The following is a 24,679-nucleotide window of genomic DNA, read 5'->3' as shown; positions in this document are numbered from 1 at the left end:
TTTATGGTTCTATTTCTTTGGCATTATGCAATCTCTTCGGTTTCTTCCTCGGATTCTGGCAGTTCCTCTTCCTCATCTGTATCTTCGGGAAGTTCTTGATCTGTTTCTTCCTCGTCCGGTCCTGTGGATGCTTCTAAGCTCTCATCGTCAGGTTCTTCCTCCGCAATTTCCCTCTCTTCGATTCCCTCTTCGGTAATCTCTTCCTCAGCAGTCTCTTCTGTAGACTCCTCCATTCTGTTTGCTTCTGGGGTTTCTTCCGGCTGCTCTAGCTCCTGCCATTTGGCTTCTACCTCTTCCACCGCTTTCTCGATGATGCGGATGATAAAATCTTTCTGTTTGATGCCTTCCTTCGCGACTACCCATTTGACTCTCTGGAATAATTCCTCTGTAACCTGTACTGCTAATGTTCTTTTTTCCATGCTCTCTTCTCCTTTGCCTTCCAGTCTGTTAAAGTGTTCTTCAATCACCTGCCGGATGAATATCTGTGTACTCGTTTCTTTCTCTTCGATCTCGGCTCTTACCTTCTCATGTAATTCCACCGGAATCTTTCCGCATATGTTCTTCATCTCTGTCATCTGCGTTTCTCCTTTCGTTTTGTTATACACAACATACTCCAAAGTTTGAAAGAAAGCTATTCACAATACCCACTAAAGAATCCATGTCAAATGTATGCAAAACCCAAGCAGATCCAACAATGCCATATTTTCTTTGTCCATAGGCCTCACCCCCTTTACTCCTGCTCCATCTGAAATAAAAAATCCAGCATCTGATTGGGAATTTCTTCCTTTTCACATGCTGGCATTCGTTCCATACCGCCACTTTTCAGTTCTTCTCGAACAGTCTCCTGAATCAATTTCCGTAAGGTTTCCCGTTCGTCTTTTTCTAAAATCACATCTACCAGATACTGATTCCTCTGTCCTGCCGGAACTTCCATCAAAAGCCGCCACGCTTTTTCATGCTCTGGGTTCTTAAGGTTTGGGCGAAAGGAAAAGACCGGGCGGCTCACAGCGCCCTCATCTGCCCCACAATCCGTTCATATCCGGCTGCGTTTGCATGGATGTCTGTGAGGTAAATCGGGCGGCACAGGCGGTCCTGGGTACTTACACGGTGCTGAAAAATAGCAGCCCCGCCTCCCATGAAAATGGAAGGAACTGCCCGCAGATCAAAGCCTGCCTCGGTGATCGCAGACAATATCTTTTCAATGTAAAGCCTGCCCTGTTTCTCGATCAAAGACACCACTTCCGCAGGCATGCTGCAGGACTTCCCCTGTAAGATGCGCTCAACCTGTGTCTCTGTTATGGACAGCCCGGTGTTTCTGCGCACCTGTTCCAGAATCTCATCCATACAGCGAATGACACCCAGTTCCAGACTCCTGCAGGTAGCTGCATTGGGAACAGCGTTATCAAGGCGCATCAAGTCCACCGTCCATCCCCCGATATCCACAAGAAGAACAGAGGGTTCATCTTTTAAGTATTCCGGGTAAAGAGCCAGAGCCGAGTATCCCTGGGGGAACAGTTTCACATCCTCAATCTGGATTTCATAGCGTTCCCCTTCGTAGAAAAAGCGGACAGGCTGTTCCTTCCGAAACAGATATTCCTTAAATTTCTGTTTTTCCCTTCCAAACCCAGCAAGGGGAAGCCCGGCTGCAAGAACAACCTTGGCTGTTCTCTCTCCTTTTCGTTTTCGGATCTCCTGTGCCAGTGCAGCCAGCGTTAAAAGATAATAATTGTCATTGGCGGTCTTATCCTTTACTAAAGTCTGCCGCCCCGTCCCACACACATAATAAGCGCCTCCATATTGAAGAACATTCTGCATGGTATAAGGTTCATAGGTGTACCGCATCAGTCCTGTCGGGAAACACACCTGTTTTGTTTTCATGGCATAATACCCATGGTCGATTCCAATGATCATCGCTTACCACTCCCTTCTTTCTCGTTCTATAAAAATTTCCGGTGAAAGAGCTCCCGGACTCGGAGCCATGCTCCTGCAAAGACTTTTTCTTTTCCAGCCTTTTAAGCTTCCTACTCCCGGTCCCGGACAAATGCCTGGGCTGGAAGATAATGCAGCGTCCCCTCTAAAACGAGCGCCTGCTTTTGAAAGCGCAGGACTCCCTGATTCTGCAGATCGATCAATTCACGATACGCTTCCTTGGTCAAAAAATAGCGATGATACTCTCCCTTTTCCCCGAACCCTTCCTTTTGCTCTAACACCAAAAACTCCACCATATATCGGGTATCCGGTGCAAAGCGTTTCTCACACAGGATGTCATCTCCCTTCACTGCCTTCACACCTTCCGATTCCCTGGCGACTGCCAGTAATTCATAAATACTGATACTCACGTTTTCTATCACCTCCCTTCGAAGTCTTTTTCAAATTTTCTGCGAAAAAAAGACAGGCACCTACACGATGTCTGTCTCCGTGGGATCTGCCATCCCTTGTTCCTGATACTGTTGTTTTATAATTTGTTCCAGCTGTTTCCGAACTTCCTTATCCGATACCTGGGTGCAAAATTCCTGGAGCCATTGCTCATGCAAATGCTCATCTGCTTCTGTAGGCTCCCAGGACACGATGCTGCAAGTTTCATCATATAGCAATTCCAACTGTTGAAACTGTTCACCAAACTGCCCTGCATATTCATTCCAGATTTCCAGGTTATACAAGTTTAGCCCTAAAAAATCTGTCACATACGTCAGCCTGTCCAAGTCTGAAAATGTCATCTTTTCTTTTCCCAATAAGATTTCCCTGTCACGCTTTCCGCATAAAAACAGGAAAGCAAACTGCTCCATATCCTTTTGGTGCATACCCATCACCCTTCTTGTAAATAATTCCTTATTACGAAACATTATAAAAAGTGAAACCAGTAAAATCAATATAAAGTTTCTTTATTACGAAACATTCAAGAAATGAAAGGACTTTATCATGCAGAAAATCAGACCAGATATGGATATCGGTAAAAATATACAATCCATCCGTTATGCGAATAAACTCACTCAGGATCAGGTCATTGCAAAATTGAACTTGATGGGAATTTCTATGTCCAAAAGCACCTATGCCAAACTGGAAACCAACCGCATGAATATCAAGATATCGGAACTTGTTGCCCTTGCTAAAATCTTCCACACCGATATCAATGCATTCTTTTCCGGGCTTCTCTAAAATGGAAAGGATAAATTGACCCTATTTTCTACCAATTTTATCTACTAATGGATTTTTCATACTTATAAATTTACTTTATTTATCAATCTTTTTCCATTTCCAACGATTTTCTATTTCTTCTTCCAACGCTCTATCGCCGTTCCCTTTATTAACTTGTATTGCAGACAAATCACGGCAAAGATTCACAGCATCTCTATCTTCAATAAAATTGAATGTTCCTGGCAATTTAGTATATTCCATTCCTGCAATATTAATATCTTTACTTATTCTTACAGCACCACACCGTTCTAAAGATTCTTCTGCAGTAATATTTTCAGTATCTCTTATTCCCCACACTTTTAATTCATCATAATCGGGTTCAAATCCGCCTTCATCTGGTAAATCTATTTTGAATATATAAACATATGATTTCTTATCCGCTACATCTGAGAGTGCAATATTCCCATAAAAATATGCAGTATGTAAATTTCGTGTCAGATAGACAAAACCATCTGTTGTTCCGTCGATAACATCTCCATAGCCCTTATAATTTCTTTCAATTCGGCACTTTATTTTCCCTTCTTGAAAAATCTTCTCTGCATGTTCTAATGTTGTTCCATGATATAATATCATTTTGTTTCATCTCCATTTCTATAATTATTTACTAAAGATTACAACAAATACCTTGTTTACAAAACGCTTCACCTAAATATATGAATATTCTTGTGCGATGAAATCACACTTCTGGAAATTTGGAAATCAGAGTTCCGGTACTCGGAAATCGCCTATTTTGTGCTTGATGACTTATCCATTTCTGTTTGGATATTGGTCAAGACCTTGCCGCATCTGCGGTGCGTAGCAGTCTTTACCAATGTCTCAACAGAAATTATGATTCGGTATGCACAAAAACGGATCTAAAAAGTGATTTCCATATCACCGGACAGCTGATGTAAAACCATCCGGAATATTCAATATACCCTCTCTTCAACATCAGCATAAAAATACTTTAGAAAAGCCTGTATTCTGATATGTGCTCCTTTACCAGATATACAATAAATGGGGCGCATATCAAATTTCCTTATTTTAAGTAGCACGTTTAGAGTCAGCAACTTTTATTAAAAGACTATTTTGAAGCTGCAGATAATGAAGAAATGCATCCGCTGCTTCTAATAAAATTACATTTGCTTTTTCATTCAACGGAAGTCCTATTGTAAATTCAACATGATAATTATCAGCTTCAGATGCTGTAGCACTAGCATGAAAAGCTTTACTGGACAAATGAATGTATCCCGAAGAATTATCATATACATTTTTTAGATACTTATCGTATTCTGCCAATCTTTCTTTCAATACCACATCCTTCATCTTTCTCCCTTGGTTATCCTTAATATTTCTTATCTTTTCTCCTTTCAAAAATGCATCTATGAATTCAGTGCGATCCTCCGCAATAAATGCAGCAAAAACTCTCATACAATTATCTACTTGTGTTCGGACTAAAATTCCTGCACAAGTCAAATTTCTCTGTTTCAGCATTTCTATCATTCCATCCAATAATCCCATACTTCGATCAATCGCTGACGTAAAAAATAAATCTTCTTTGTACAAAACATCTCCAATAATTGCTACTGCCAATTCTTTCATATTTTGTCTGGCACTGCGAAAATCTGTCAATCTCTTTTCCAATTCCTTCATATATTCTTCATTCTTCATAGTTTGCTCGCTCCTATTAACATAAATTCTATGTTAAGATTTTTCTAATTTGTTACCCCATTTTAATTATCATTGTGTCATCTATAAATTCAACAGTATACCCTGCATCAGCAATTCCCTTTAATATTGCAGAAAGAAATGCTGTTGTATAGCCTAGTTCTTTAATAAACATTTCTACATTATTAACCAAATAATATTCTTTGCCATTTATATCTCTACATATTTCTACTGTATCTAAACTTTTAAACCTATTTATTACTACTTCAAAATACCGTACAGTTTCAAATATAGTTTTTATTCTTTCTATAGTATTTAACAACTCTTTTTCGTTGTTTGGATATTGCAAAACATTATAGTGGTTCAGTTGTCAAGACAAAAATCTAAGCTTTCTATAATGAACTGATATATGTAACTGGGTAGGGGGGAGAAAATTCCCCTTAGGCTGCATGATCATCCAGTAACAGGATCGGATAATAGCAGGATGCCGGTGTCTGATTATTGAGTGCAGAATGACAACGTTCAAAGTTGTAAGTGTGCACATATTTACCGATTGCCTTCCGTGCTTCTCTGATATTGTTATATTGGGTCAGATATGCTTCCTCGTACTTGAAACTCCGGAACCATCGTTCAATCATGATATTGTCAGCCCAGCGGCTTTTACCATCCATGCTTTGACAGATCTGGTTCTCTTTGAGAAAATTCATATACTCATTGCTTGTAAACTGACAGCCCTGATCCGAATTCAGGATAACAGGTTTTGCTACCATAAACGCCTTCTTTAGCGCAGTTATGACCATTCTGGTATCCAGAGTATCATCGACTTCCCATCCAACGATACAGCGGCTGTACCAGTCAATCACAGCTGTTAAATATAAAAATCCATGTTTAATGGCGATATATGTGATGTCGATTGACCATGCCTGATTAGGACGGTCGATAACGGCGTTACGCAGCAGATACGGGCAGACTTTAGCCTGTTGCATACGTTTAGAAAGGTTCATTTTTGGATAGATTGGATCAATCCCCATTTCATTCATATAACGGCGCGTTTTCCGGCGGCCAACCTGATGCCCTCGTTTCTTCAGTTGAGCAGACAGTTGTCGTGCTCCCCAGGCCGGGTTATCCGTGTGTAATCGATCTATGATCGATTTGCAATCTAACTCCTCCTGAGATATGGGCGTGCCCTTGTAATAAACACTGGTACGATTGATATCAAGAAGCGCAGCTCCTGTTTTAACTGGAAGTTCTTTAGTCTTCAAAAGGTTTTGGACTAAATTTACTCTCGTAGTCAGGTCCAAGTGTTTCTTCAGATTTTTTTTTCAACCAATCCACCTGCATGGTGAGCTGGCCAACTTTTTTCGCATATTCAGCTTTTTCCTTGCGCTCTAAAGCGAGTTTTTCTTTCAGATTATCCTCTCGTGTGTCATCAAAAACCACGGATGCTTTATCGAGAAATTCCTTCTTCCAGTAGCGGAGAAGATTTGGCTGAATATTGTTTTCGCTTGCAATTGTATTTAAGTCTTTTTCTCCTTTGAGCAGTTCAATCACTAATTCTGATTTGAATTTGGCGGAGAAATTTCTTCTTGTTCGAGACATAATAATGATCCTTCTTTCTGTAGTGTTTACAGTATATCAGATTCATTAAGAAATGTCTCTTGAAGTGTCTTAAATTATGATACCATTATACATAATGTTCCATGTATATCTTAAAAATATTTGATAACTCCTTTTGCTTCATCATATCAAAATATATTTGTTCAAAATATTTAAATACAAAGCTTCTATTCAAATAAGGCCTTGTAAATTTATATTGATCCGTATGTTTCCTTTTCATTTTGATATATATTTCTTCTATAGCAACACATCTTTCTTTCAAATCATGTGACAAATCATTTCCATTTTCTCCTGAACTAAGAAAAAAGTTTTCTTTTCTCCCTATTTGTACTTTATTTAATAGAGAAAACTTCACGGAAATTTCAAGATAAAGCTTTACTATTTCTTTCATATCACGTTTATCTCTCAAACTCACATACAATTGTTCTATCTCATCTGAAATCTCATCAGGTATAAAAACCTCTTCCTTACGTATTCCATTCCATTCCAAGCAATATTTTTCCATAATAACACTATAACCAATCCACTGACACAAATCATACATAAATCTATAAGTTCGTTCTTCTGATTCATTATAATAATTGTATTCCATCATATAAGAATAATTTTCAAACAATTTCTTAATATACTCTTTTACAGTAATATATTTATCGTAATGCCAAAGTGATTTTTTCTCAGAAAAATCATTCCACTTTAGCCCATCAATCTGTCCAATGTTTTTAGCGAATGCAATCTGAATAGCATGATATTCAGTTAGACACTTTGCCCCCAAGCCATAATTTACTGTAGTATCCCAAATATGAGTAAACTCATGAAACAGGATTACTTTCAAATAATCTGGCAGTTTTTTCCCTAAAAACTTCTGATTAATCTTTATTTGTATATTACTTAAATCCGTCTTTACACAAGCATCAATACCTTTCATATATAATATCTGAATTTCTTTTATTTCTGGTAATCCTTGAACACCAACATACCTCTTAAAATTTTCATATTCCTCATACAAAACTTTTTTTAGTTGAAATTCATTATCTTCTCTGCGTTTTTTCAATTCTTTGTCAGATAAAAGTCTAAAATTTCCCTCCATTATTTCCGCTCCATTCTTCACATACGCTTTCAAATATCATATCTTTTCTATTATATATACCTTTACAACACCCACATCTTGACTAATAATTTTACTATTCTGATAAAATCAAACACCACTCTCATCACAAAAAATTACGTTTGTCTGCACTATTAATATATGTGCAATACAACTATTACATAAAGTATATCATATTTGCAGGGCATTTTATCTTACTATTGAATTAATCTTAAATCTTCCATACGAATATAAGTTCCACAAATTAGCTTTAAACGAAAAATCTTTTCTATAAATAAATTTGGTCTTAAATGGGAATTTTATGGCAAATTAATTTTCATTATATTTTCTCCTCAGATTCAATCTCATTAATTACAATTATACACCAAGCAATCTGATTGTAAAACTAATAACAAGCCTTCTCAGACTTATGTGCATTGCATTTTCTAACAACTAGCTCGGCATCGAAAAGAATAATTTTTCTGACGATCCACCCCGTATTCCTCCGCCAATTCTTTTATCGTTTCATAGGCTTTTCCATTATAGTGATACGTCATCCAATTACCTCCCACATCAGTATACCTTTCCCATCTATAAAAGCTATTCACACATACCAACAAAATATCTCTTATAAATCTATCTATTATTGACAATAAAAAACCTGCTACAAGGATGTCTTTCCTCATACCAGATATTAATACTTTCTTCCTACTCCATACACATTTTTTCTCATTACTTGTGTATCATGTACCTATATTGTCATATAATCCTACTGTGTACACTCTATGTACAGTAAGCACATGGGGTTCAGTTTACGTCGGCCAGCACAATAGCCGGTTTGGTAATCAAGGCACGAGCAATCGCTACTCGCTGTTGCTGACCGCCGGATAGATTATTTGGCATATTTTTCAGTTTATCTTCCAGCCCCAGCAGATGAACAATCTCATTCAAAAACTTTTTATCTACCGTGTCCCCGTCCAGTTCCACCGGCAGGACGATGTTCTCATACACATTCAGGATCGGAACAAGGTTATAGTTCTGGAAGATAAAGCCGATGTTACGGCGGCGGAAGATGGTAAGCTGTTCATCGTTCATTTTTGACAGTTCTTTGTCCCGGACAATCACATTGCCGGAAGTAGGTGTGTCCAGCCCTCCCATCATGTGAAGTAAGGTGGATTTGCCGCTGCCAGATGTTCCCACAACAGCCACAAACTCGCCGTCCTCCACGGAGAAGTTCACACCGTCAAGGGCACGGGTAATGTTCGGCTTTGTGCCATAATACTTTTTCAGGTCAATAGTCTGTAAAACGCTCATATTCAAAACTCCTTTCAAGGCTTCTTGCCTGTTGATAAAGGTATTATAAAACCCAAATGTCCGCGAAATGTTACAGCGACCAAAAAATTTCATTGAAAATCGGGGTGAAATGTTACAACGCTCGGACATTTCAAAAATTTTTTGAGAAATGGCGAAAAAAGCGGGGCAGCACACGCCGCCCCGCCGATCCCATACGATTATTCCATCGCCCGCATTTGTTCGATCAGGGATTGTTTTTTCTGTCTGTGGATTGTCCATACAGACAAGATCAGCTCCATTCCGAACAATACCAGAATGAACAGCCCCATTTCCAAAACCGGGAATTGATAAGGCACTACATTTCCGGCAAAAGCACCTACACTCATTTTTCTGCAAGCAAAGATGGAAGCCGGAAGCCCAACGATCAGCGTTGCCAATGTTGCAAAGAGCGCATAGCACAGCCCCTCACAGATGTTCATTTTACATAGCTGTTTTTGTGTTAGGCCGATAGAACGCAGAATACTGTTTTCCTGCTTTCGGGCTATCTGGTTAGAGAGTGTCGTATTGATAAGGTTGATAACGCCAAAGAGAAATACCAACCATGAAAGTATCTCCATACTGCCAAACGCAAAAGAATTTGTCATTTCTTCATATTCAATCACTGTATTGATTTCATCTAAGGCAATATTACTATGGCTGGCAACAATATTTTTCAATTCAGCTCCCACATAGTCCGTTTTTTTAGCGTCATTTACAATGCTCCATGAATAGTCAAAAGAGGTGATTTCCGGGTGCAGTTCGTGGAACAACGCTTCTGGTGCAAAAAGAGTTGCCCCATCTAAGGGCATCCTGCCATGTCCTGAATATACCTTTGCAGGAGCGTATAACCCCGATATGGTAACAGAAACGGATGGCTGTTCTTCTCCCAAAGAAATCTCAACCGTTGAACCAACACCCATATCCTCATTCTGCTTTAGCACATTATAGTCAATTACAATACTACGGGAATCTGTTGGCATGGTTCCCTCTGTCAGAGCCGCTTCAACTGCCGCATAATTCTGGTCGGTCAGCATATCGCACATACCACCAGCTTGATGAATCTCTGTTTTATAAGTTGCATGGAGAGATTGTCTGCTTGGAATTATATCTGTAACGCCATCAATAGATAAGATTTCCTGCTTTAATTCCTCATTCAATGGATTTCCCGCTGCCATAACCTTTTCTTCTGTCATTTCAGAATCCAAATAAATTTTATAGTCGCCGTCTGGGAAAAACTGTCTTGCAAGCGCCTCTGGTGAGCGCAGCAAAACAATGGAGGATACCACAAGCAGGATAATTCCGCCCAAACTCAATGAGGCTACAATAGCAACGGTCTTTTTTCGGTCACGCCTAAAATTTGCAATTCCAATTGAAACAGGATTGAGCTTGATATTCTTTTTCCGGCTGCGGATGTCCTTTTGCGCTGGGGTAAAACGGACGGCTTCAATCGGGGAAATCCCTGCCGCAATTTTTACCGGCTTACGGATGGAAACAGATACCATGATCCAACTGCTTATGAGTGTCAAAATAACCGTTGCCACATAGGAAACAGCGTTAAAACCCTTAGAAAACAGGAGAAAACCGCCACATATGCCCAACACTGTACCAATCACAATCCCGATACTGCCGAGTTTGCGTCCCTCCCGCTTTACAATCCGCTTGATTTGCTTTGGCGTTGCACCAATCGTCCGAAGCTGCCCGTAGCTCTGGATTTTGTCATTGATGGAGATACGGAAGATACTCTGGATCACAATATAGCCGCCAATCAGAACAAGGGCAATCACACCTGCCATCAGTGCAAAATCAAAGGATTTAGAAGCATAGGCAAAATACTTACTGTTCATTTTGGGCATAGGAAGCTGATATTCCTCCGCAATCTCCCTGCAATAAGAGGTCATCAGTTCTTCGCCCAACTGGTCGCTGTTTTTGAAATGGACATAGGCGCGATAGCCAGCCGGGTCAAACCCGTTCCATTCTGTCAGGGCAGCGTTGGAAAGAATGATAGCGCAGGTATTCGCTTCTTTTTCATTTACGCTGTCCGTAATGCCGGTAACGACATAATCACCATGAAAACTCTCTGTATCTAAGGTCACAGTGTCCCCGATCTTGGCATTGTTTCCATAGGTGGAAAGAAAGTATTCGCTTACAACAACTTCATTTGCTTTTTCAGGAACCCGGCCCTCTAACAACTCCATCTGCGCCTTGGCAATCTCCATCATTTGCGCGTCGCAATACACATAGGACGCATGATAGCCCTGTTCTGAAAGCTCCTCACCCAGCATATAGTAGCCGCCTACGCGCTCAAACTCCGGCAGTCCTTTCAGGGTTTCAATGTCGTTTTCCTCTACGCCCAGCCAGACCGCCTCATAAGTATCGACAACCTGATTGCGCTGCATTTGTGTCAGGGAGGTAGACACAATTCCCGTAAAGCAGATCAGAAATGCCGCCAGCGCAACGGCAATCACCACCATCAGATTCCGGCGCTTCTCGCTTTGCAAACTTTTCTTTGCCAGCTTCTTTGTAATGGCGCTGGTATCATTCTCAAAAGGCCATGTCATAGCCTGCCACCTCCTTACTCCACAATCTTGCCGTCCTCAATGCGGATAATCCGATCTGCAAGGCGGGCAATGTCGTTGTTGTGTGTAATCATCACTACGGTTTGTCGGAACTCTGCACTGGTGCGCTTGATTAGCCCCAGCACCTCTGCACTGGTCTTGCTGTCAAGGTTGCCGGTCGGTTCGTCGGCCAGCACAATAGCCGGTTTGGTAATCAAGGCACGAGCAATCGCTACTCGCTGTTGCTGACCGCCGGATAGATTATTTGGCATATTTTTCAGTTTATCTTCCAGCCCCAGCAGATGAACAATCTCATTCAAAAACTTTTTATCTACCGTGTCCCCGTCCAGTTCCACCGGCAGGACGATGTTCTCATACACATTCAGGATCGGAACAAGGTTATAGTTCTGGAAGATAAAGCCGATGTTACGGCGGCGGAAGATGGTAAGCTGTTCATCGTTCATTTTTGACAGTTCTTTGTCCCGGACAATCACATTGCCAGAAGTAGGGGTGTCCAGCCCGCCCATCATGTGAAGCAGGGTAGACTTGCCGCTGCCGGAGGTTCCCACAACGGCCACAAATTCGCCGTCCTCCACGGAGAAGTTCACACCGTCAAGGGCGCGGGTGATGTTCGGCTCTGTGCCGTAATACTTTTTCAGGTCGATAGTCTGTAAAATGCTCATAAAATTCAATCCTTTTTTTGTTTGTTGTAAATGCGGAACGCTGCTGCGCCGGTGGCAGCCAACTGCACCAGAATCAGCACAGCGAACAGGCCGAAGCTCTCATAGTAGAACAGTTCATCCCAAAATAGGAGAACATCACAGAGAGCAGTCAAGGCAACCGTCCAGCGGATGTGCCGGGCCAGCCATTGCCGGAACACCAGCACAAGGGCAACGGGCGGGACGATCAGCAGCGCCAGATTCAAAATCAATGTCGGGGTCAGTTCCATTGCGTCGCCTCCTCACTTTTGTTGATAAGGGTATTGTAAAACCCAAATGTCCGCGAAATGTTACAGCGGCCAAAAAATTTCATTGAAAATCGGGGTGAAATGTTACAACGCTCGGACATTTCAAAAAAATTCACGGCGGACAGCCGGAAATGGTCGTCCGCCGAATCATACTACACAATCTTTTAGATAGATTGATTGTGAAATAATTTCAATCCAATCACCACATCTATCATAAGTTCCACAATGAGAATTATACTAATGGCAACATTAAAATTACATAGGTTATATAATCCGATATAGATTTCACAAGTAAGAAATACAACTTGCAGACACAAATTTAAGTATGTCACTAAATGCTCGTTAGTTCTATTCCACAATCTAAACAGGAACATTGTAAAAATAGGTTTTCCCGTAAAAGCAAAAAGCACTGACAATACCGGCACCAAAAATACATAGTAAGAATCTACTGCATTGCTGGGGATGTACCTACCCATTGAATTGCTATTTTATCAGGAACAACGAAAAATAAAACAATAGATAAAATAACATTGATTATTAAGATGATTGTTGTTGCTTTGCAAAAATTGATTTTTTTCATGGTGTTTTCTCCTGTTATAAGTGTGCTTTATTTAGTCGGCAACATAATGGAAAATTCCGAACCCTTGCCCGGCTCCGAAACCACTTTGATATAGCCGCCCTGCCGTGTTACGATCTCGCGGGCCAGATACAGGCCAATGCCCACGCCCTGCTGTTCGTGTACTTCTTCCTCACGATAGAAGCGCCGGAAGATGGCAGCCTGATTACTTTCGGAAATGCCCTTGCCGGTATCGGCTACTTTGATCTCCACATACATTTCCCACGGTATCACCGACACCGTAATTTTTCCACCTGCCGGAGTATACTTCACCGCATTGTCCAGCAGGTTAAAGAGGGCTTCCGATGTCCACTTGCTGTCATGGGAAACGGTCAAATCCTCCGGGCAGTCCACGGACACGGCGATTTCCTTTTTCTCCGCTGCATACACGATCCCACTCATGGCCTGTGCCACGGTATCAAAGAGGCGGCCCGGTTTCTTGTCCAACTGGATCACGCCTGTTTCCAGACGGGAGGTTTTCACAAGGGCCTGAAAGAGAAAGTCCAGCTTATCCGTCTGGCTGCGGATTCCCCGGATAAAGTCGGTGCGCTCTGCCTCGGCCATAGGCTTTTCCAGCAGGGTGTCCGTCGCCATTTTCAGATTGCTTACCGGCGTTTTCACCTGATGGGAAATATCCGATACAAGGGTCTGTAACTCCTGCCGTTCCTCGTCCACCCGGCGGCGGTTCTCCTGCATGATCTGGTAGAGCCTTGCCAGACGGTGCCCAATTCTGGCAAGCTGGGTTTCGCTGTCCTCTGGGCGCTGGGGCGCTTCATTCCCGGCGATCATGTGGTCTAAGGTCTGGCACAGGTCAGCGGTAAACTGCGACAGCCGCTTTCCAAACGCCTGCGTCAGTACGAAAATCCCCACAAGGGCACACAGCAGCAGCGCCCCGCCTGTCAGCAGCACCGCCGTCTGTTTTGTCACAAAAAACAGGACTATGGTGATCCCGGACATGGAGAGGACAAGCCCTATTGCCACCCGGCCAAACAGCCGCTTTACCGAGAGGTTTTGAACCTTCATTTTGCCTCGCCTCCCGTCCATTGATAGCCCATGCCGTAAACAGTCTTGATGTAGGGTGCGCCGCCGTCGGATTCGATCTTGCTGCGAATCCGGCTGATGGAGGTTGTCAGGGTGTGTTCGTCTACAAACCTCTCGTCTATATCCCACAGCTTTTCCAAAAGCTGCCCACGGGTCAGCACTTGCCGGGGATTTTTACGAAACAGGTTCAGCATTTTGTACTCCATCGGGGATAGGGTCAGGGGCTTGCCGTTTAGGGAAGCCGTCTGCTCCGAGAAGTCCAGAAACAGCCGTCCGTCATCGTAAATGTCCTTAGCCGGTTTGTGGTGTTCCAGCATGGCGAACATGGCTTTGATCTTCCGCTGCAAGGCCCCGATTACAAAGGGCTTTGTGATGTAGTCCACCGCGCCCACCTCATAGCCCCGTATCTGGTCGCTCTCCTGATCGTTGGCGGTCAGGAATATTACGATGGTGTCCGGGTGCTGGGGCTTTATCAGCTTGCACAGTTCAAAACCGTTCCCGTCCGGCAGGTTGATGTCCAGCAGCACTAAATCAAATTCCCGCTGGCGGATGGCTTCGGCTGCGGTTCTGGCATTTAGGGCAGAAGTCACGCCGTAGCCGTCTGCGGTCAGGTTATAGTCTAACATCTTATTCAAAAAACTGTCGTCCTCGACAATTAAAATCTGCTCCATATTCTCACTTCCTTTGCTTTTTGCAGATAGTATAACAGGCAAATGTCCGAGAATTGTTACAAGGACAAATATATTTATCATTTTACAGCTTTTTTATGTGTACTGCAATTTTATAAAAGAAAGGACAGCAGTATCATCAAATTGCTGTCCTTGCGGTTTATTATAGCTGGTAGTGTATAAGCGTGGGTTCATCATATTTGGTGTGGTATCTTTAACTATGGGAAACTCCTGTTTCCCATCTGGAAACTGTTCTTGCAGATACCCCAAACTTCTCGGCAAGCTGTTCTTGCGTAAGATTCTTTTCTTTACGACATTGCTTTAAAAAAGCTCCAATCTTTTTTGTATCCATATCTCTACCTCTCTTCCACTTACAGCTTACCAATATGCACCAAAATTACCACGACATAAAACGAGAATCCGTTAATTTTCAACCGGACATCTTATGTCTGGAATAAATAAACGGTATTTTCATACCGAAAACAAATACCTATAATCATTCCAACATTCAAACAAGAAGTATCTCTCGCCCAATGCGCTCGGTCATATGTGAGAATGTCACAATTTTTTTAAACTCAATATTGCAAGACTGCTGGCATTGTTATTTCTTCTCATTCAATAATTCTTTTACTCTTTTAACCGGAAATCTATCTTCAATATCAACTACTTCAAACAGATTTAATGGCAATTCCTTTTCACCAATCAGGGAAAGGTATTCATTAACAGCTCTACGATCAACCATAATCTTTCCATGTCCTGCCCAATGACGATTGCTCTCTTCCTTTTTCAGTCCGGAAATCCAATATTTATCACCATTCTCAATATCTATATAATTTGCATAGTTACCGATATTTTTCTGAAAGGCATGGTCATTAAAATAGATTGTTTTCTTACTTTTTGAAGTTTTGACATATCCAATCCATGCCGGACCATCATCAGAATATCCCGTTTTTAATTCAATATACATCAAATTGTTAATCATTCTTATTCTCTCCTGATTCCAAATTTTGCAACATCTCAACTAACTGGAAGTTATTACTTTCTGCATAGCGTGTTTCCCAAAATGATAATTACCGCGACATCAATCAAAATAATTCCCAATGCAATATATACAAAAAATGCAGGCAAAATATTTTCAAGCACGCCCATAATTAATGCAAGAATTGCTATAATAGACATTCCAATTCCCATTGTTCTGCATAACTTCTTTTCATCATATTTTTCCTTTTCTTCTTTTGTAGCTGTATTATATCCAGAAATAAACCAGCTTCCGTGTCCAGAAAGTAAAGTTATAGAAAGTGCAGCAAATATTACAAAGACAATCCACACTATCCAATCAGAACCTGTTGCTAAATCTGCTAATTTCATCTATATGCTCCTTGAATTCCAATTTTCTAAACTCTCAATTCCATCTTCTTGCCATTCAAACAAGAAGTATCTCTCGCCCAATGCGCTCGGTCAATCCCGATTTGAGTTAAAGCCCAAGAGGCTTTTAATGCCCCTTATGCTTTTCTCTTTTCTTTTGCTGTTTCAATTCAAACATTCGCTGTTCTTTCGCCTCTTTTTTCTTGCGATTTCTCTCTTTACGCTCCTGTTTGTTATGTTCCTGCTGTAACTTCAATGCTTGCTGCGATTTTGTGCCAATACCTGTCCCTATTGTCTGCTTTTTTACTTCTCGATGCATCCGTTTCGGATTTCTTTTTATATCCTTTACAACAGTTTCAACAGCCGGACTGAATTTCAAACTGAAATAGTATTGTTGAATATATTCCTGCACTTCGTAATCTTTTGGTTCTGCACCAAATATTACCTTCGCTACAGATAATTTACCATCCTCAATACGCTCGAATACGCCTACCCAAAATGGTTCTTCAAAATATACCGTCAGTTTTCCATTTGTTTTGTCCATAAAAATCCCTCCTAAAATGAATTGAACAAAGAATGGACAACCCGGAGGGGCAGGTTACTTACCCTATTTACATAGGACGGCTGGGCTACCTACCAGCTCTAGCATATCTTAAAAATATGCATTGCGTTTTTATCTTGTTTTTATCATATAAAGTGCAATATCACACAATATATCCTTACAATTTATATATTCTAATTTCTATAGTAAATCTATACAATCATCTTTTCCATTGATAGTACGAGACGATTTTAACATAATACTTTATCTGCTTTCAACACATAATCATGGGAACATATAATTCTGCTTCTCTGAATGATATCACCTCTAACAGAACAGTTTCCTTTTGCACAGTCTTCTATCGGTGTAAAATTTTCGCAGGAACCACATTTTCTGCGTTCCTTTTTCATTCCACGTCCATCGCACCGGATCATTTCATAACCAACAATGTATTTTTGCAATTCATCTTCCGGGATTGTCTTTTCGAGCTTTTCCCCTGCATCATTTCTCAGTTCAAAATGAATATCCTTGCCATTTATGTCTGCTTGCAAGGCTATATTATTATTTAAGAGACCTTCCTCGTTTAACTCATTGATTTCTTCACAATCCAGATTTTCAATAAATTGCAAAATATCTTCCATTATGTCCACAGACAAGCCATATCCTCCAGAGCTGTATTCATAGAATATATTTCCATAATAATCGCCTTATTTTAAGGTTATCGCAATCACATAGTCCCTGGATTTGTAATCATCAGATAGATCATGGTACATTTTTGTCTTCTCCTTATACTGATATCTGTTCTGGTTTTCTTCCCTATACTTTTCATTTTTTATTTTATCGACTGCATTTTGTTTTTCTATCTTTGCTTCCATTGCAGCATAACCATTTTGCTTAAATTTTTCTATCAGCTCGTCCCCATAACAATCACGAAATTCTTCTCTACATTTCTTTAATGCATCCAGCTGTGTAGATAAAAACTCATCAAAGAAGCTTTCCGGAATATGTAGCCTGCTTGAAAATTGTCTTTTTCTCTTTGGTATCGTTCTTTGAGTGCTGGCATATCCCAACACTCCCATAGACACATCTAACACCCCTGCTAGTTCTACCGAATTTAATTCATATACTTTTTCAATCGCATCATAAATATTTATTTCTACACCGACTCCCTGTTCATCCTGTTGTAAAAGATCCAGAAATTTTTCATAACTTATTTTACATTGATCATAAGGTTTCTTAATATACCAAGGTGCTTTTTTCGTAATCTCGGTATAATACTCCAAAGAAGCTTCCCAGTCATCGCACTCTTCGCCTTCCTTGCATGTGGTATACATGCCACACACACCATTGGAGTCAAATCCACACGTTTTACAAATCTTATCAATTCTCACACTTATCACCTCTCAATCCATCAACATTTTTCTGCATAGATAAATTTTTTCATCAATTCTTTCCTTGTAATTATACACTTTTTCTGATGATATTGTTATCTGCAAGGATATTTGAACTGAAAAACACTCTGACTACTAATAAGTTGGAGTGTTTTTATAATTCATATTATATTTATAGATTTACTCTCAGTGCTACACATTCCGGGGGTTGAGGCCGTCCCCAAAGTGCGTTTTGATATCCAAACGCTATGTTTGCCAGGTACTTCCGAACACTTTTTAAGGAAACCATACCATCCGTCCAACCATTTTATATTAATTCTCATCCATATTATCTTTCTTCTCCATCAGCTGTTTCAGCTTTTTATTTATTTTACTTCTATTCTCTTCCTGTAATTTTCCGCAGAATAGATAGCAAAATTTCAGTGCAAACCACCAGATATACAAAGCCTTAAAGCTCTGGAATGCCTGATCATCCAGCATTCCATGTGCCACATTGTTGCGCATGTTAAATCCAAATTTTGAACAAAAAATCGTATTTAAAGCAAATATAAGGTCTTCATCCAGACTTTCTTTTACTCCTTCCAATTCTAAGACAGCGTGCATTGATTTTATTTCTTCAATCCCTTCTTCATTCATGTTATAAACAGGTTCTCCACATTCCACTGCCAGATATCTTACTGCATTTTCTATCTGTGGAATCAGGATACTGAGCGCCGTCAAGAAATCTCCAGAAAAGCCAAACATGAGACCCTTGGTATACGATTCTTTTCTCCCCTCCGGAATCGCACAACTTACATCTACAATCTTTTTTATATCACTCTCTTCGATCAAAAATTTGGAACGAATATATTCAAACGTATTGCTCACCAGGATCTGTGCAAAATAATCCATCTCCATGGTTGCTGTCCGCTCCATATTATCCTTAAGCGCACCTTCATCGATTGTTCCATCGGGCTTTTTCACAGGCCCGCTTTTAGCAATTAATTTTCCTCCTTTTCCAAGGATTGCCGCTGGAAATATCGTGTGCAGGATCCCAGTCCTATTTAATACCTGATTCTTTACCCTTTCTCTTTCCGGAATCGGAATAAATGAAGCAAAATAACATAATGCCTCTTCTTTATCAAGATCTTCCAGTTGGCGGAACAGTTCTTTTACAATGCCGCTGGCATCCTGTTTATCACTCCATACCATCATCTCCGAAAGGGAAGCTTCTTCTATCTGTGCTATTTCCTGCAACAGTGCCTTTCTTTCTTCTTCCGTACCTTGTATGGTCTTTAACAACTGAATAACCTCTTTCAAATTGTGAATCTTTCTCATTAAATTTCCTTTGGAAGAGGCCCCGGCATATTCAGCCTCCATCCGGACAGCCTGAATCTTACGTCTTCGTATCGCAATCAGTTTAGGTTCAGTAATACACTTTTTCTTCAGCCAGTTATTTTTTCTGCAATAGAGTTCTTCCAACAGATCACAAAACTTACCAATGAGCAGTGCATCGCAGCTATTATCATCGTAAGTTTTCAAGATATTTTCCACATAAGGGATCAGATATCCTGTATCCACTTTTTCCTCCATGGCAGTTTTTATCAAATATCCAATTTTTGCGTGGCTGCTGTTATCATACTCTTCTAATACTTTTATCAGCAGATTCTTTCGCACCTCTTCATTGATTTCCTTGCTTCGGATTTTTTTAGAGATAAACAAGATCCGGTTTATAGCCATGATATGATCTGCAAATGCACCGGTGTTCTTCAAGTGTTCGCAATAAGCCGTTTCTGCTATTTTAGCATTTGAAAAATCATTTTCCACAACCCATAAAAAATCCGATATCTTTGCCTTGTTGATCGGTGCGATGGGATAGCTTCGGATTTCCTCCAGCAATGCCTGATACTCTTCTCTATTTATATCTTTCCGATTCCAAATGCTGCGGGCATAGGAAAACGGTACGTCTTTAGGCGTATCAATCCATCGTTCCACAATAATATCCACCAGAAGATTCCTGAATTCCCCATCCATCGTTCCGCAGAAATCTGTCAGTGCTTTCTCTGCCGTTTGAAAATTAGGTCCTTTTAAAATCTCTGCGATCCGCTCTGCCATTTTTTCTGCCATACATATTCCTCCAACCTTTTTCTATAGGAAAAGTATAACGTATTTTTCTTTTTCCTGTAAAGCAGAAAGACCTGAAATTCCAGGTCTTTCTGTCATCATTGATTAGAAATTGAAATTGACACTCTATTTTATATCCTTGGAACCCATAGAAGCCGCCCATCCAGCCTGAATCCTTTGTATTACGCTTCCATCCCGTGCATCAATCGTAAGGAGTGGAACACCTGCATCATCCATCGTCACGTCTCCCATGACCGGTCCATCCTCCCCATTTCCGTACTCATACTCTGGCTCTTTGGATGTCCAGGTTCCATAAAAATCCCACACCGGGATCAGGACTGCTTCGGTATCGCTGCCTTCACTGTCTGGCATGCACATATAACCCAGCTGTACCTTTGTTATGGCTATCTCCGCACTCTGTGCATCAATGGACGGATAACGGTAGTGGCTTCCTCCATCGACAGAGATCAGCCGATTCTTGTCTTCTGTCATGACCTGCAAAGTGATCGTTTTTTCAAAGATATCCTTGACCTCATCAAAAGGAAGTAAGAACAGCCTCTCATCGGAAGCATTCGATGCTTCTATGGGATTTCGGTGCAGAAAACTCTGAAGTGTCCCACTGCAAAAGTCCATCGTCAGTACTTCATTTTCCCATCCTTCAGACTGTCCTTCATGAAGGGTTCCATCTTCGTTTTCCCATTCAAGAGCCTGTTCATTAACAGGCAGAGAGGTTTCCCTCACATAATTAACCGGAACCCCGTCTATCATCCGTTCAAAAATGAAATCATCTTTTTCCAGGGTAGTGCTTCCTTCAGTAAGTGCTTTTGAGGAACTTTCAAATATCTCCCAGTCTCCGGACACAAGACCTGAAACCTTCTCCTTTGCTTCCTTTTCAGACACTTTCCCGCTTCCTGCCTTTATATAATTTTGAAAGCGTTCTTCCCTTTCTTTTTTCTCGCTCGATTCCAGGGTCATGTCTCCACAATCGTCAAAGATAAACTTCGCTATCCCACATCCGAGTTCCTCCACATCCGATACCTGTTCACTCTGTGTATAAGAATACCGATAGGTCAGTCCATCTACTGTATATGTCCCCGCCTGTTCGTTCTCATTCTTCTCTTCCTGCATGGGCTGTCCTTTTCCGAATGTGTCTTTTATTTTATTCTGTTCTTCTTCAGGAATCGCCAATCTTTTTACTTTTTTTAAACAGATTGCATCTACATCCGGCACTTTTACCGGTGCATCCGCTGTCAGGGTAAAATTCATTGGGGTTTCTTTATCCTCCCGGTCCGCTGATCTTAGATCTGCCTGGATCGTTGTCTGGTATATTTCCGGTGCCTGTACCTGTTCGGCAACGGTTTTCTGAACTGTCTCCTTTTTCTCTTCTTTTTTCTGTTCTGTCTGATCCTTTTCTTCCACAACAGCAGACTGGACAATACGGTCACATCCGGATAATGTCAAAAGATTCATACACAGAACGGCTCCCATAAACATTTTTATTTTCTTCATCCTTTTTCCATCCTTTCCTTTCGGTATTAAAAAAGGTACCCTTTTCTTATGAGAAAAGAGTACCATATTGCTTTGCCGATGTATTCATTAAGATGTAAACAAATTGTAAATCAGAAGATGGCTCTTACCGTGGTCCCCTCTCTCTGTCTGCTTTCGATTTTCAAGCATCCGCCATGGATTTCAGCCACCTTCACACAGAGTGCCAGCCCAAGTCCGGATCCGCCTTCTTTTCGACTTCGTGATTTGTCCACCATATAGAATGCATCTGTGATCTTTCCCAGTTCTTCCTCCGGGATCCCCATTCCGGTATCCGACACCTCAAAGATCTTTTTTCCAGCTTTCTCATAAGCCTTTACCCAAATGCTTCCACCGGCATCCGTAGCCTTTAGGGCATTGTCGATCAGGTTTATCAGAAGGCTTTCCATCAAGGCCGGATCCATTTTCATGGAAAAGGCTTCACATTCCATCTTGAGGTGTACCGCTTTCTTTTCTGCCTGTTCTTTTTCCATGTCTATGACATGGTTTAAAAGGTCACCTGCCATGGTCATTTCCATCTGTATGGCATGGTTCTGATAAAGCCCCAGCATCTGCAGCATCTTCCCAGAAAGAGCCTCCAGGCGTTTTCCCTCCCGGTTGATATGTTCCAGTGCCCGGTCTTTCTGTTCGTCTTTCAGCTTTACATGGCGCAGGGTATCCGAATACCCGATAATGGACGTTAACGGGGTACGCATTTCATGGGAAAGTGCCCCCATGAGCAGCTCCTGTTTCTCTGCCACTTCCTGTAGCTTCTCCATCTGTTCCACAGTTCTTCGCATCATCATATAAATAAAAAGGCCGGCGATCAGGAACACAGCCAGATAAATTCCAAAAAACCAGACAGCGGTCTGTCTCAGCTCTGCAAAAAGCCCTGTGACTTCCCGGACAGAGAGGACTTCGTATCCTTCCGGTCTGGATAATGGTTCCAGCTGGAGAAGGAGGTATTTCTGTCCCAGTTTCTGTATCTTGTAGGCATACGGATCTCCTTCATCCTTAAAGCCTAAGTTTTCGAGCCCCACCACTTTATAATCTGTCAGGTTTTCAATGACGGCATTGCTTTTTCGGTCGATCAGGGCCATGCCTTCCCCACAGCATCGCTGGAACTGAAAGCCCATATAAGCCTGCTTTCCAGTCTCGGACATCTGCTCATATTTGCTGTTATCCCAAAATTGTTCCAGGAGTATCTTACCATTTTCCAGCTGTCTTCCGTAGGTCTCTGCAGCATTATTGAGGCTTCGTTTTCCTGTGATATAAAGACTTAGCGTTCCCACTGGAATCAGGGCACATAATAGCGTTACCAGCATAAGAAGTACCGTTCGTTTCCACAGCTTCATCCTTATTCCTCCAGACGGTATCCAAGTTTCGGGATCGTCCTGATCTCATCATAAAGTTCCAGCTTTTTTCTGAGCTGTCCGATATGGACATCCACCGTCCTGCTTTCTCCCAGGTAGTTTTCTCCCCAGACCCGTTTTAACAGTTCTTCCCTTCCAAGCGCAATGTTCTTATTTTGCAGGAGCAGCACAAAGAGGTCATATTCCATTGGCTTTAGGCTTACCGGAAGCCCGTCTTTGTAGACCTGATGGCTTTGCATGTCCACCAGGATGTTCCGGACCGTTAAGACTTTCTTGGCCCGTCCCGTCCTCTCCAGCACCTTCTCAATGCGTACCAGAAGTTCCAGCATCTCAAAAGGTTTTACCATATAATCTTCTGCACCCAGTTTCAGCCCCTTTACCTTGGAAGCCACATCATCCTTTGCAGTCAGGTAGAGCACCGGAAGCTCCTTCTTTTTGAAATCCTCCATCAGTGCAAATCCGTCTTTTCCCGGCAGCATGATATCCACCACTGCCAGGTCCGCGTCCTCCTGCCATAAGAGCAGCCTCTGGGCTTCTTCCCCATCATACGCTGCCACAGTCTCATACCCTGCTGCCTCCAGGTTCATGCACAGCAATTCTGAAATTGCACGGTCATCTTCTATCACCAAAATTTTATTTTTCATTCCCGCTGCCACCTCTAACGTTTTTCTATAGTATAGTTTTTTATATCCCAAGTCTACATTGCATTTGATCTTGCTTTCTCATCATTTATACGCATCAGGGCACGATAATGTGACCAGCTCAATTCAGGGCACAGTGTGTCTCGAATTAGAAAAGTACAATAAAACTGAAATTATAGATTTTTGTCTCTTTTCTTTTTTGCCATTACGAATCCTAACATTAAAATCAAGTTCATAAACAGTACAACTATGCTACCTTCAATTTTACAGCTGCCACCCGACAAAATTGAATTTCCACTAATTACCATGTTGAACAAATGCGGATAATCTTCTGCTAATGATACTCCACCCAAAATAATTGCACCAACTCCATTCCATAAAAAATGGATTACAATCGGAGCAACTAAGGATTCCGTATATTCCAAAACTGCTGTCACGAAAAGACTCATCGTTATAACGTTTAGTACAGGAAGTATTCCTGCCTCAAAAGCCCCACCATGTGCAAATGTAAATAATCCGGTAGATATAAGGACAGCGACAACGATGTTGTAATTATTTTTTATCATCTGATACAAGTAACCACGAACTAACACTTCCTGCATAACGCTATTGATAAAAGCTGAAAATAACCATAACCAAAGCATAGAAATTTGGTTTCTGCCATCAATATGTATGACCCCTGTTAAAGATAATATCACAACAGATACTCCTAACCAAATAGCTCCTGTGATACACCCAAGTACGATATTATAAACAGGTTTTCCAGTCAGATATAATCGTATGTTTCTTTTATCTATTAACCAGAAAATAATTGTAAAACCAATAACTGACAATAATGGAATCAATTCTGCCCAAAATCTCCAGACTGCCGCACTTTTTGTATCTGGTATAGGCAAAATTGAAACACATATAGCCCAGCCTACAAAAAAGGCAAACGTTTTTAATGATACCAATAGTGAACTACTCGGCAACTGAGTTATCAGAGCATCTGAAATCTGGCGGGATACTGCCTTTTTTCA

29 protein-coding genes and 1 pseudogene are annotated in these 24,679 nt (G+C 41.2%); 1 reads left to right on the top strand and 29 read right to left on the bottom strand.

Annotated features, from left to right (window positions below; genetic code table 11):
* Positions 1-23: 23 nt before the first annotated feature.
* The 5 genes from CCC17_RS14455 to CCC17_RS14435 form a co-directional block, all read right to left on the bottom strand.
* Complete coding sequence (locus CCC17_RS14455) at positions 24-575, bottom strand: hypothetical protein (protein WP_173863616.1); 552 nt, start codon at positions 573-575, stop codon at positions 24-26.
* A 155-nt stretch (positions 576-730) separates the two neighbouring features.
* The gene (locus tag CCC17_RS14450) at positions 731-1,006 is read right to left on the bottom strand and encodes a hypothetical protein (protein WP_173863617.1); all 276 of its coding nucleotides are present in this window, start codon (positions 1,004-1,006) and stop codon (positions 731-733) included.
* A complete protein-coding gene (locus CCC17_RS14445; RefSeq protein WP_195981019.1) occupies positions 1,003-1,911 on the bottom strand; it encodes a ParM/StbA family protein in 909 nt (302 codons plus the stop codon). The genes CCC17_RS14450 and CCC17_RS14445 overlap by 4 nt, the downstream gene beginning before the upstream one ends.
* 110 nt (positions 1,912-2,021) lie before the next feature.
* Entirely contained in the window at positions 2,022-2,339 is a 318-nt protein-coding gene (locus tag CCC17_RS14440) for a DUF5720 family protein (RefSeq protein ID WP_287083299.1), read from the bottom strand.
* 60 nt (positions 2,340-2,399) lie between these two features.
* Positions 2,400-2,801: a hypothetical protein gene (locus CCC17_RS14435; protein ID WP_287083298.1), complete on the bottom strand. Its 402-nt coding sequence runs from the start codon at positions 2,799-2,801 to the stop codon at positions 2,400-2,402.
* Positions 2,802-2,919: 118 nt separating this feature from the next.
* Between CCC17_RS14435 and CCC17_RS14430 the strand changes: the two genes are divergently transcribed.
* Complete coding sequence (locus CCC17_RS14430; RefSeq protein WP_044961784.1) at positions 2,920-3,156, top strand: helix-turn-helix domain-containing protein; 237 nt, start codon at positions 2,920-2,922, stop codon at positions 3,154-3,156.
* A gap of 75 nt (positions 3,157-3,231) precedes the next feature.
* On the opposite strand, the gene CCC17_RS14425 is transcribed toward CCC17_RS14430, so the two are convergent.
* The 24 genes and pseudogenes from CCC17_RS14425 to CCC17_RS14310 form a co-directional block, all read right to left on the bottom strand.
* Positions 3,232-3,768, bottom strand: a complete 537-nt coding sequence (locus tag CCC17_RS14425; RefSeq protein WP_118049211.1) for a hypothetical protein — start codon at positions 3,766-3,768, stop codon at positions 3,232-3,234.
* Between the two features lie 450 nt (positions 3,769-4,218).
* The gene (locus CCC17_RS14420) at positions 4,219-4,845 is read right to left on the bottom strand and encodes a hypothetical protein (protein ID WP_243008125.1); all 627 of its coding nucleotides are present in this window, start codon (positions 4,843-4,845) and stop codon (positions 4,219-4,221) included.
* A gap of 52 nt (positions 4,846-4,897) precedes the next feature.
* Positions 4,898-5,164: a hypothetical protein gene (locus CCC17_RS14415; RefSeq protein ID WP_287083297.1), complete on the bottom strand. Its 267-nt coding sequence runs from the start codon at positions 5,162-5,164 to the stop codon at positions 4,898-4,900.
* 118 nt (positions 5,165-5,282) lie between these two features.
* Positions 5,283-6,104 (bottom strand): IS3 family transposase, encoded by an 822-nt coding sequence (locus tag CCC17_RS14410; protein WP_287083296.1) that lies wholly within the window; start codon positions 6,102-6,104, stop codon positions 5,283-5,285.
* Positions 6,094-6,441, bottom strand: coding sequence for a transposase (locus CCC17_RS14405; protein ID WP_287083295.1), 348 nt, complete (start codon positions 6,439-6,441; stop codon positions 6,094-6,096). The genes CCC17_RS14410 and CCC17_RS14405 overlap by 11 nt, the downstream gene beginning before the upstream one ends.
* 85 nt (positions 6,442-6,526) lie before the next feature.
* Positions 6,527-7,546, bottom strand: coding sequence for a hypothetical protein (locus CCC17_RS14400; RefSeq protein WP_287083294.1), 1,020 nt, complete (start codon positions 7,544-7,546; stop codon positions 6,527-6,529).
* 813 nt (positions 7,547-8,359) lie between these two features.
* Positions 8,360-8,857, bottom strand: a pseudogene (locus CCC17_RS14395) (ABC transporter ATP-binding protein); the annotation flags it as partial.
* 197 nt (positions 8,858-9,054) lie between these two features.
* A complete protein-coding gene (locus tag CCC17_RS14390) occupies positions 9,055-11,433 on the bottom strand; it encodes an ABC transporter permease (RefSeq protein ID WP_117738862.1) in 2,379 nt (792 codons plus the stop codon).
* A gap of 14 nt (positions 11,434-11,447) precedes the next feature.
* Positions 11,448-12,113, bottom strand: a complete 666-nt coding sequence (locus tag CCC17_RS14385) for an ABC transporter ATP-binding protein (protein WP_287083293.1) — start codon at positions 12,111-12,113, stop codon at positions 11,448-11,450.
* 5 nt (positions 12,114-12,118) lie between these two features.
* Positions 12,119-12,379, bottom strand: coding sequence for a hypothetical protein (locus CCC17_RS14380; protein ID WP_004611617.1), 261 nt, complete (start codon positions 12,377-12,379; stop codon positions 12,119-12,121).
* A 463-nt stretch (positions 12,380-12,842) separates the two neighbouring features.
* The gene (locus tag CCC17_RS14375) at positions 12,843-12,977 is read right to left on the bottom strand and encodes a hypothetical protein (protein WP_287083292.1); all 135 of its coding nucleotides are present in this window, start codon (positions 12,975-12,977) and stop codon (positions 12,843-12,845) included.
* 27 nt (positions 12,978-13,004) lie between these two features.
* The gene (locus CCC17_RS14370) at positions 13,005-14,036 is read right to left on the bottom strand and encodes a sensor histidine kinase (RefSeq protein ID WP_287083291.1); all 1,032 of its coding nucleotides are present in this window, start codon (positions 14,034-14,036) and stop codon (positions 13,005-13,007) included.
* Positions 14,033-14,725: a response regulator transcription factor gene (locus CCC17_RS14365; RefSeq protein WP_035394423.1), complete on the bottom strand. Its 693-nt coding sequence runs from the start codon at positions 14,723-14,725 to the stop codon at positions 14,033-14,035. Before CCC17_RS14365 ends, CCC17_RS14370 begins: the two co-directional genes overlap by 4 nt.
* Before the next feature lie 211 nt (positions 14,726-14,936).
* Positions 14,937-15,074 carry a helix-turn-helix domain-containing protein gene (locus CCC17_RS14360; RefSeq protein ID WP_243002453.1) on the bottom strand — a complete coding sequence of 46 codons (138 nt, stop codon included), beginning with the start codon at positions 15,072-15,074 and terminating at the stop codon, positions 14,937-14,939.
* A 249-nt stretch (positions 15,075-15,323) separates the two neighbouring features.
* The gene (locus CCC17_RS14355; protein WP_059085804.1) at positions 15,324-15,704 is read right to left on the bottom strand and encodes a hypothetical protein; all 381 of its coding nucleotides are present in this window, start codon (positions 15,702-15,704) and stop codon (positions 15,324-15,326) included.
* Positions 15,705-15,757: 53 nt separating this feature from the next.
* Positions 15,758-16,090, bottom strand: coding sequence for a DUF3784 domain-containing protein (locus CCC17_RS14350; RefSeq protein ID WP_059085803.1), 333 nt, complete (start codon positions 16,088-16,090; stop codon positions 15,758-15,760).
* Between the two features lie 124 nt (positions 16,091-16,214).
* Complete coding sequence (locus CCC17_RS14345; protein WP_015525019.1) at positions 16,215-16,631, bottom strand: YjdF family protein; 417 nt, start codon at positions 16,629-16,631, stop codon at positions 16,215-16,217.
* Between the two features lie 248 nt (positions 16,632-16,879).
* On the bottom strand, positions 16,880-17,278 hold the full coding sequence (locus CCC17_RS14340; RefSeq protein WP_287083290.1) for a hypothetical protein: 399 nt from the start codon (positions 17,276-17,278) through the stop codon (positions 16,880-16,882).
* A 57-nt stretch (positions 17,279-17,335) separates the two neighbouring features.
* Positions 17,336-18,019, bottom strand: coding sequence for a hypothetical protein (locus CCC17_RS14335; protein ID WP_110103125.1), 684 nt, complete (start codon positions 18,017-18,019; stop codon positions 17,336-17,338).
* Between the two features lie 312 nt (positions 18,020-18,331).
* Positions 18,332-20,125: a DUF4209 domain-containing protein gene (locus CCC17_RS14330; protein ID WP_059085801.1), complete on the bottom strand. Its 1,794-nt coding sequence runs from the start codon at positions 20,123-20,125 to the stop codon at positions 18,332-18,334.
* 123 nt (positions 20,126-20,248) lie between these two features.
* Entirely contained in the window at positions 20,249-21,631 is a 1,383-nt protein-coding gene (locus CCC17_RS14325; RefSeq protein WP_110103124.1) for a DUF6034 family protein, read from the bottom strand.
* 110 nt (positions 21,632-21,741) lie between these two features.
* Complete coding sequence (locus CCC17_RS14320; RefSeq protein WP_015525014.1) at positions 21,742-23,001, bottom strand: sensor histidine kinase; 1,260 nt, start codon at positions 22,999-23,001, stop codon at positions 21,742-21,744.
* 2 nt (positions 23,002-23,003) lie between these two features.
* A complete protein-coding gene (locus CCC17_RS14315) occupies positions 23,004-23,663 on the bottom strand; it encodes a response regulator transcription factor (RefSeq protein WP_015525013.1) in 660 nt (219 codons plus the stop codon).
* A gap of 170 nt (positions 23,664-23,833) precedes the next feature.
* Positions 23,834-24,613 (bottom strand): CPBP family intramembrane glutamic endopeptidase, encoded by a 780-nt coding sequence (locus CCC17_RS14310; protein ID WP_242981827.1) that lies wholly within the window; start codon positions 24,611-24,613, stop codon positions 23,834-23,836.
* Positions 24,614-24,679 lie beyond the last annotated feature (66 nt).

The organism is Blautia sp. LMAG:36 (assembly GCF_008680535.1).
Classification (GTDB): domain Bacteria; phylum Bacillota; class Clostridia; order Lachnospirales; family Lachnospiraceae; genus Blautia_A; species Blautia_A fusiformis.
This window is presented reverse-complemented; position numbering and strand designations above follow the sequence as displayed.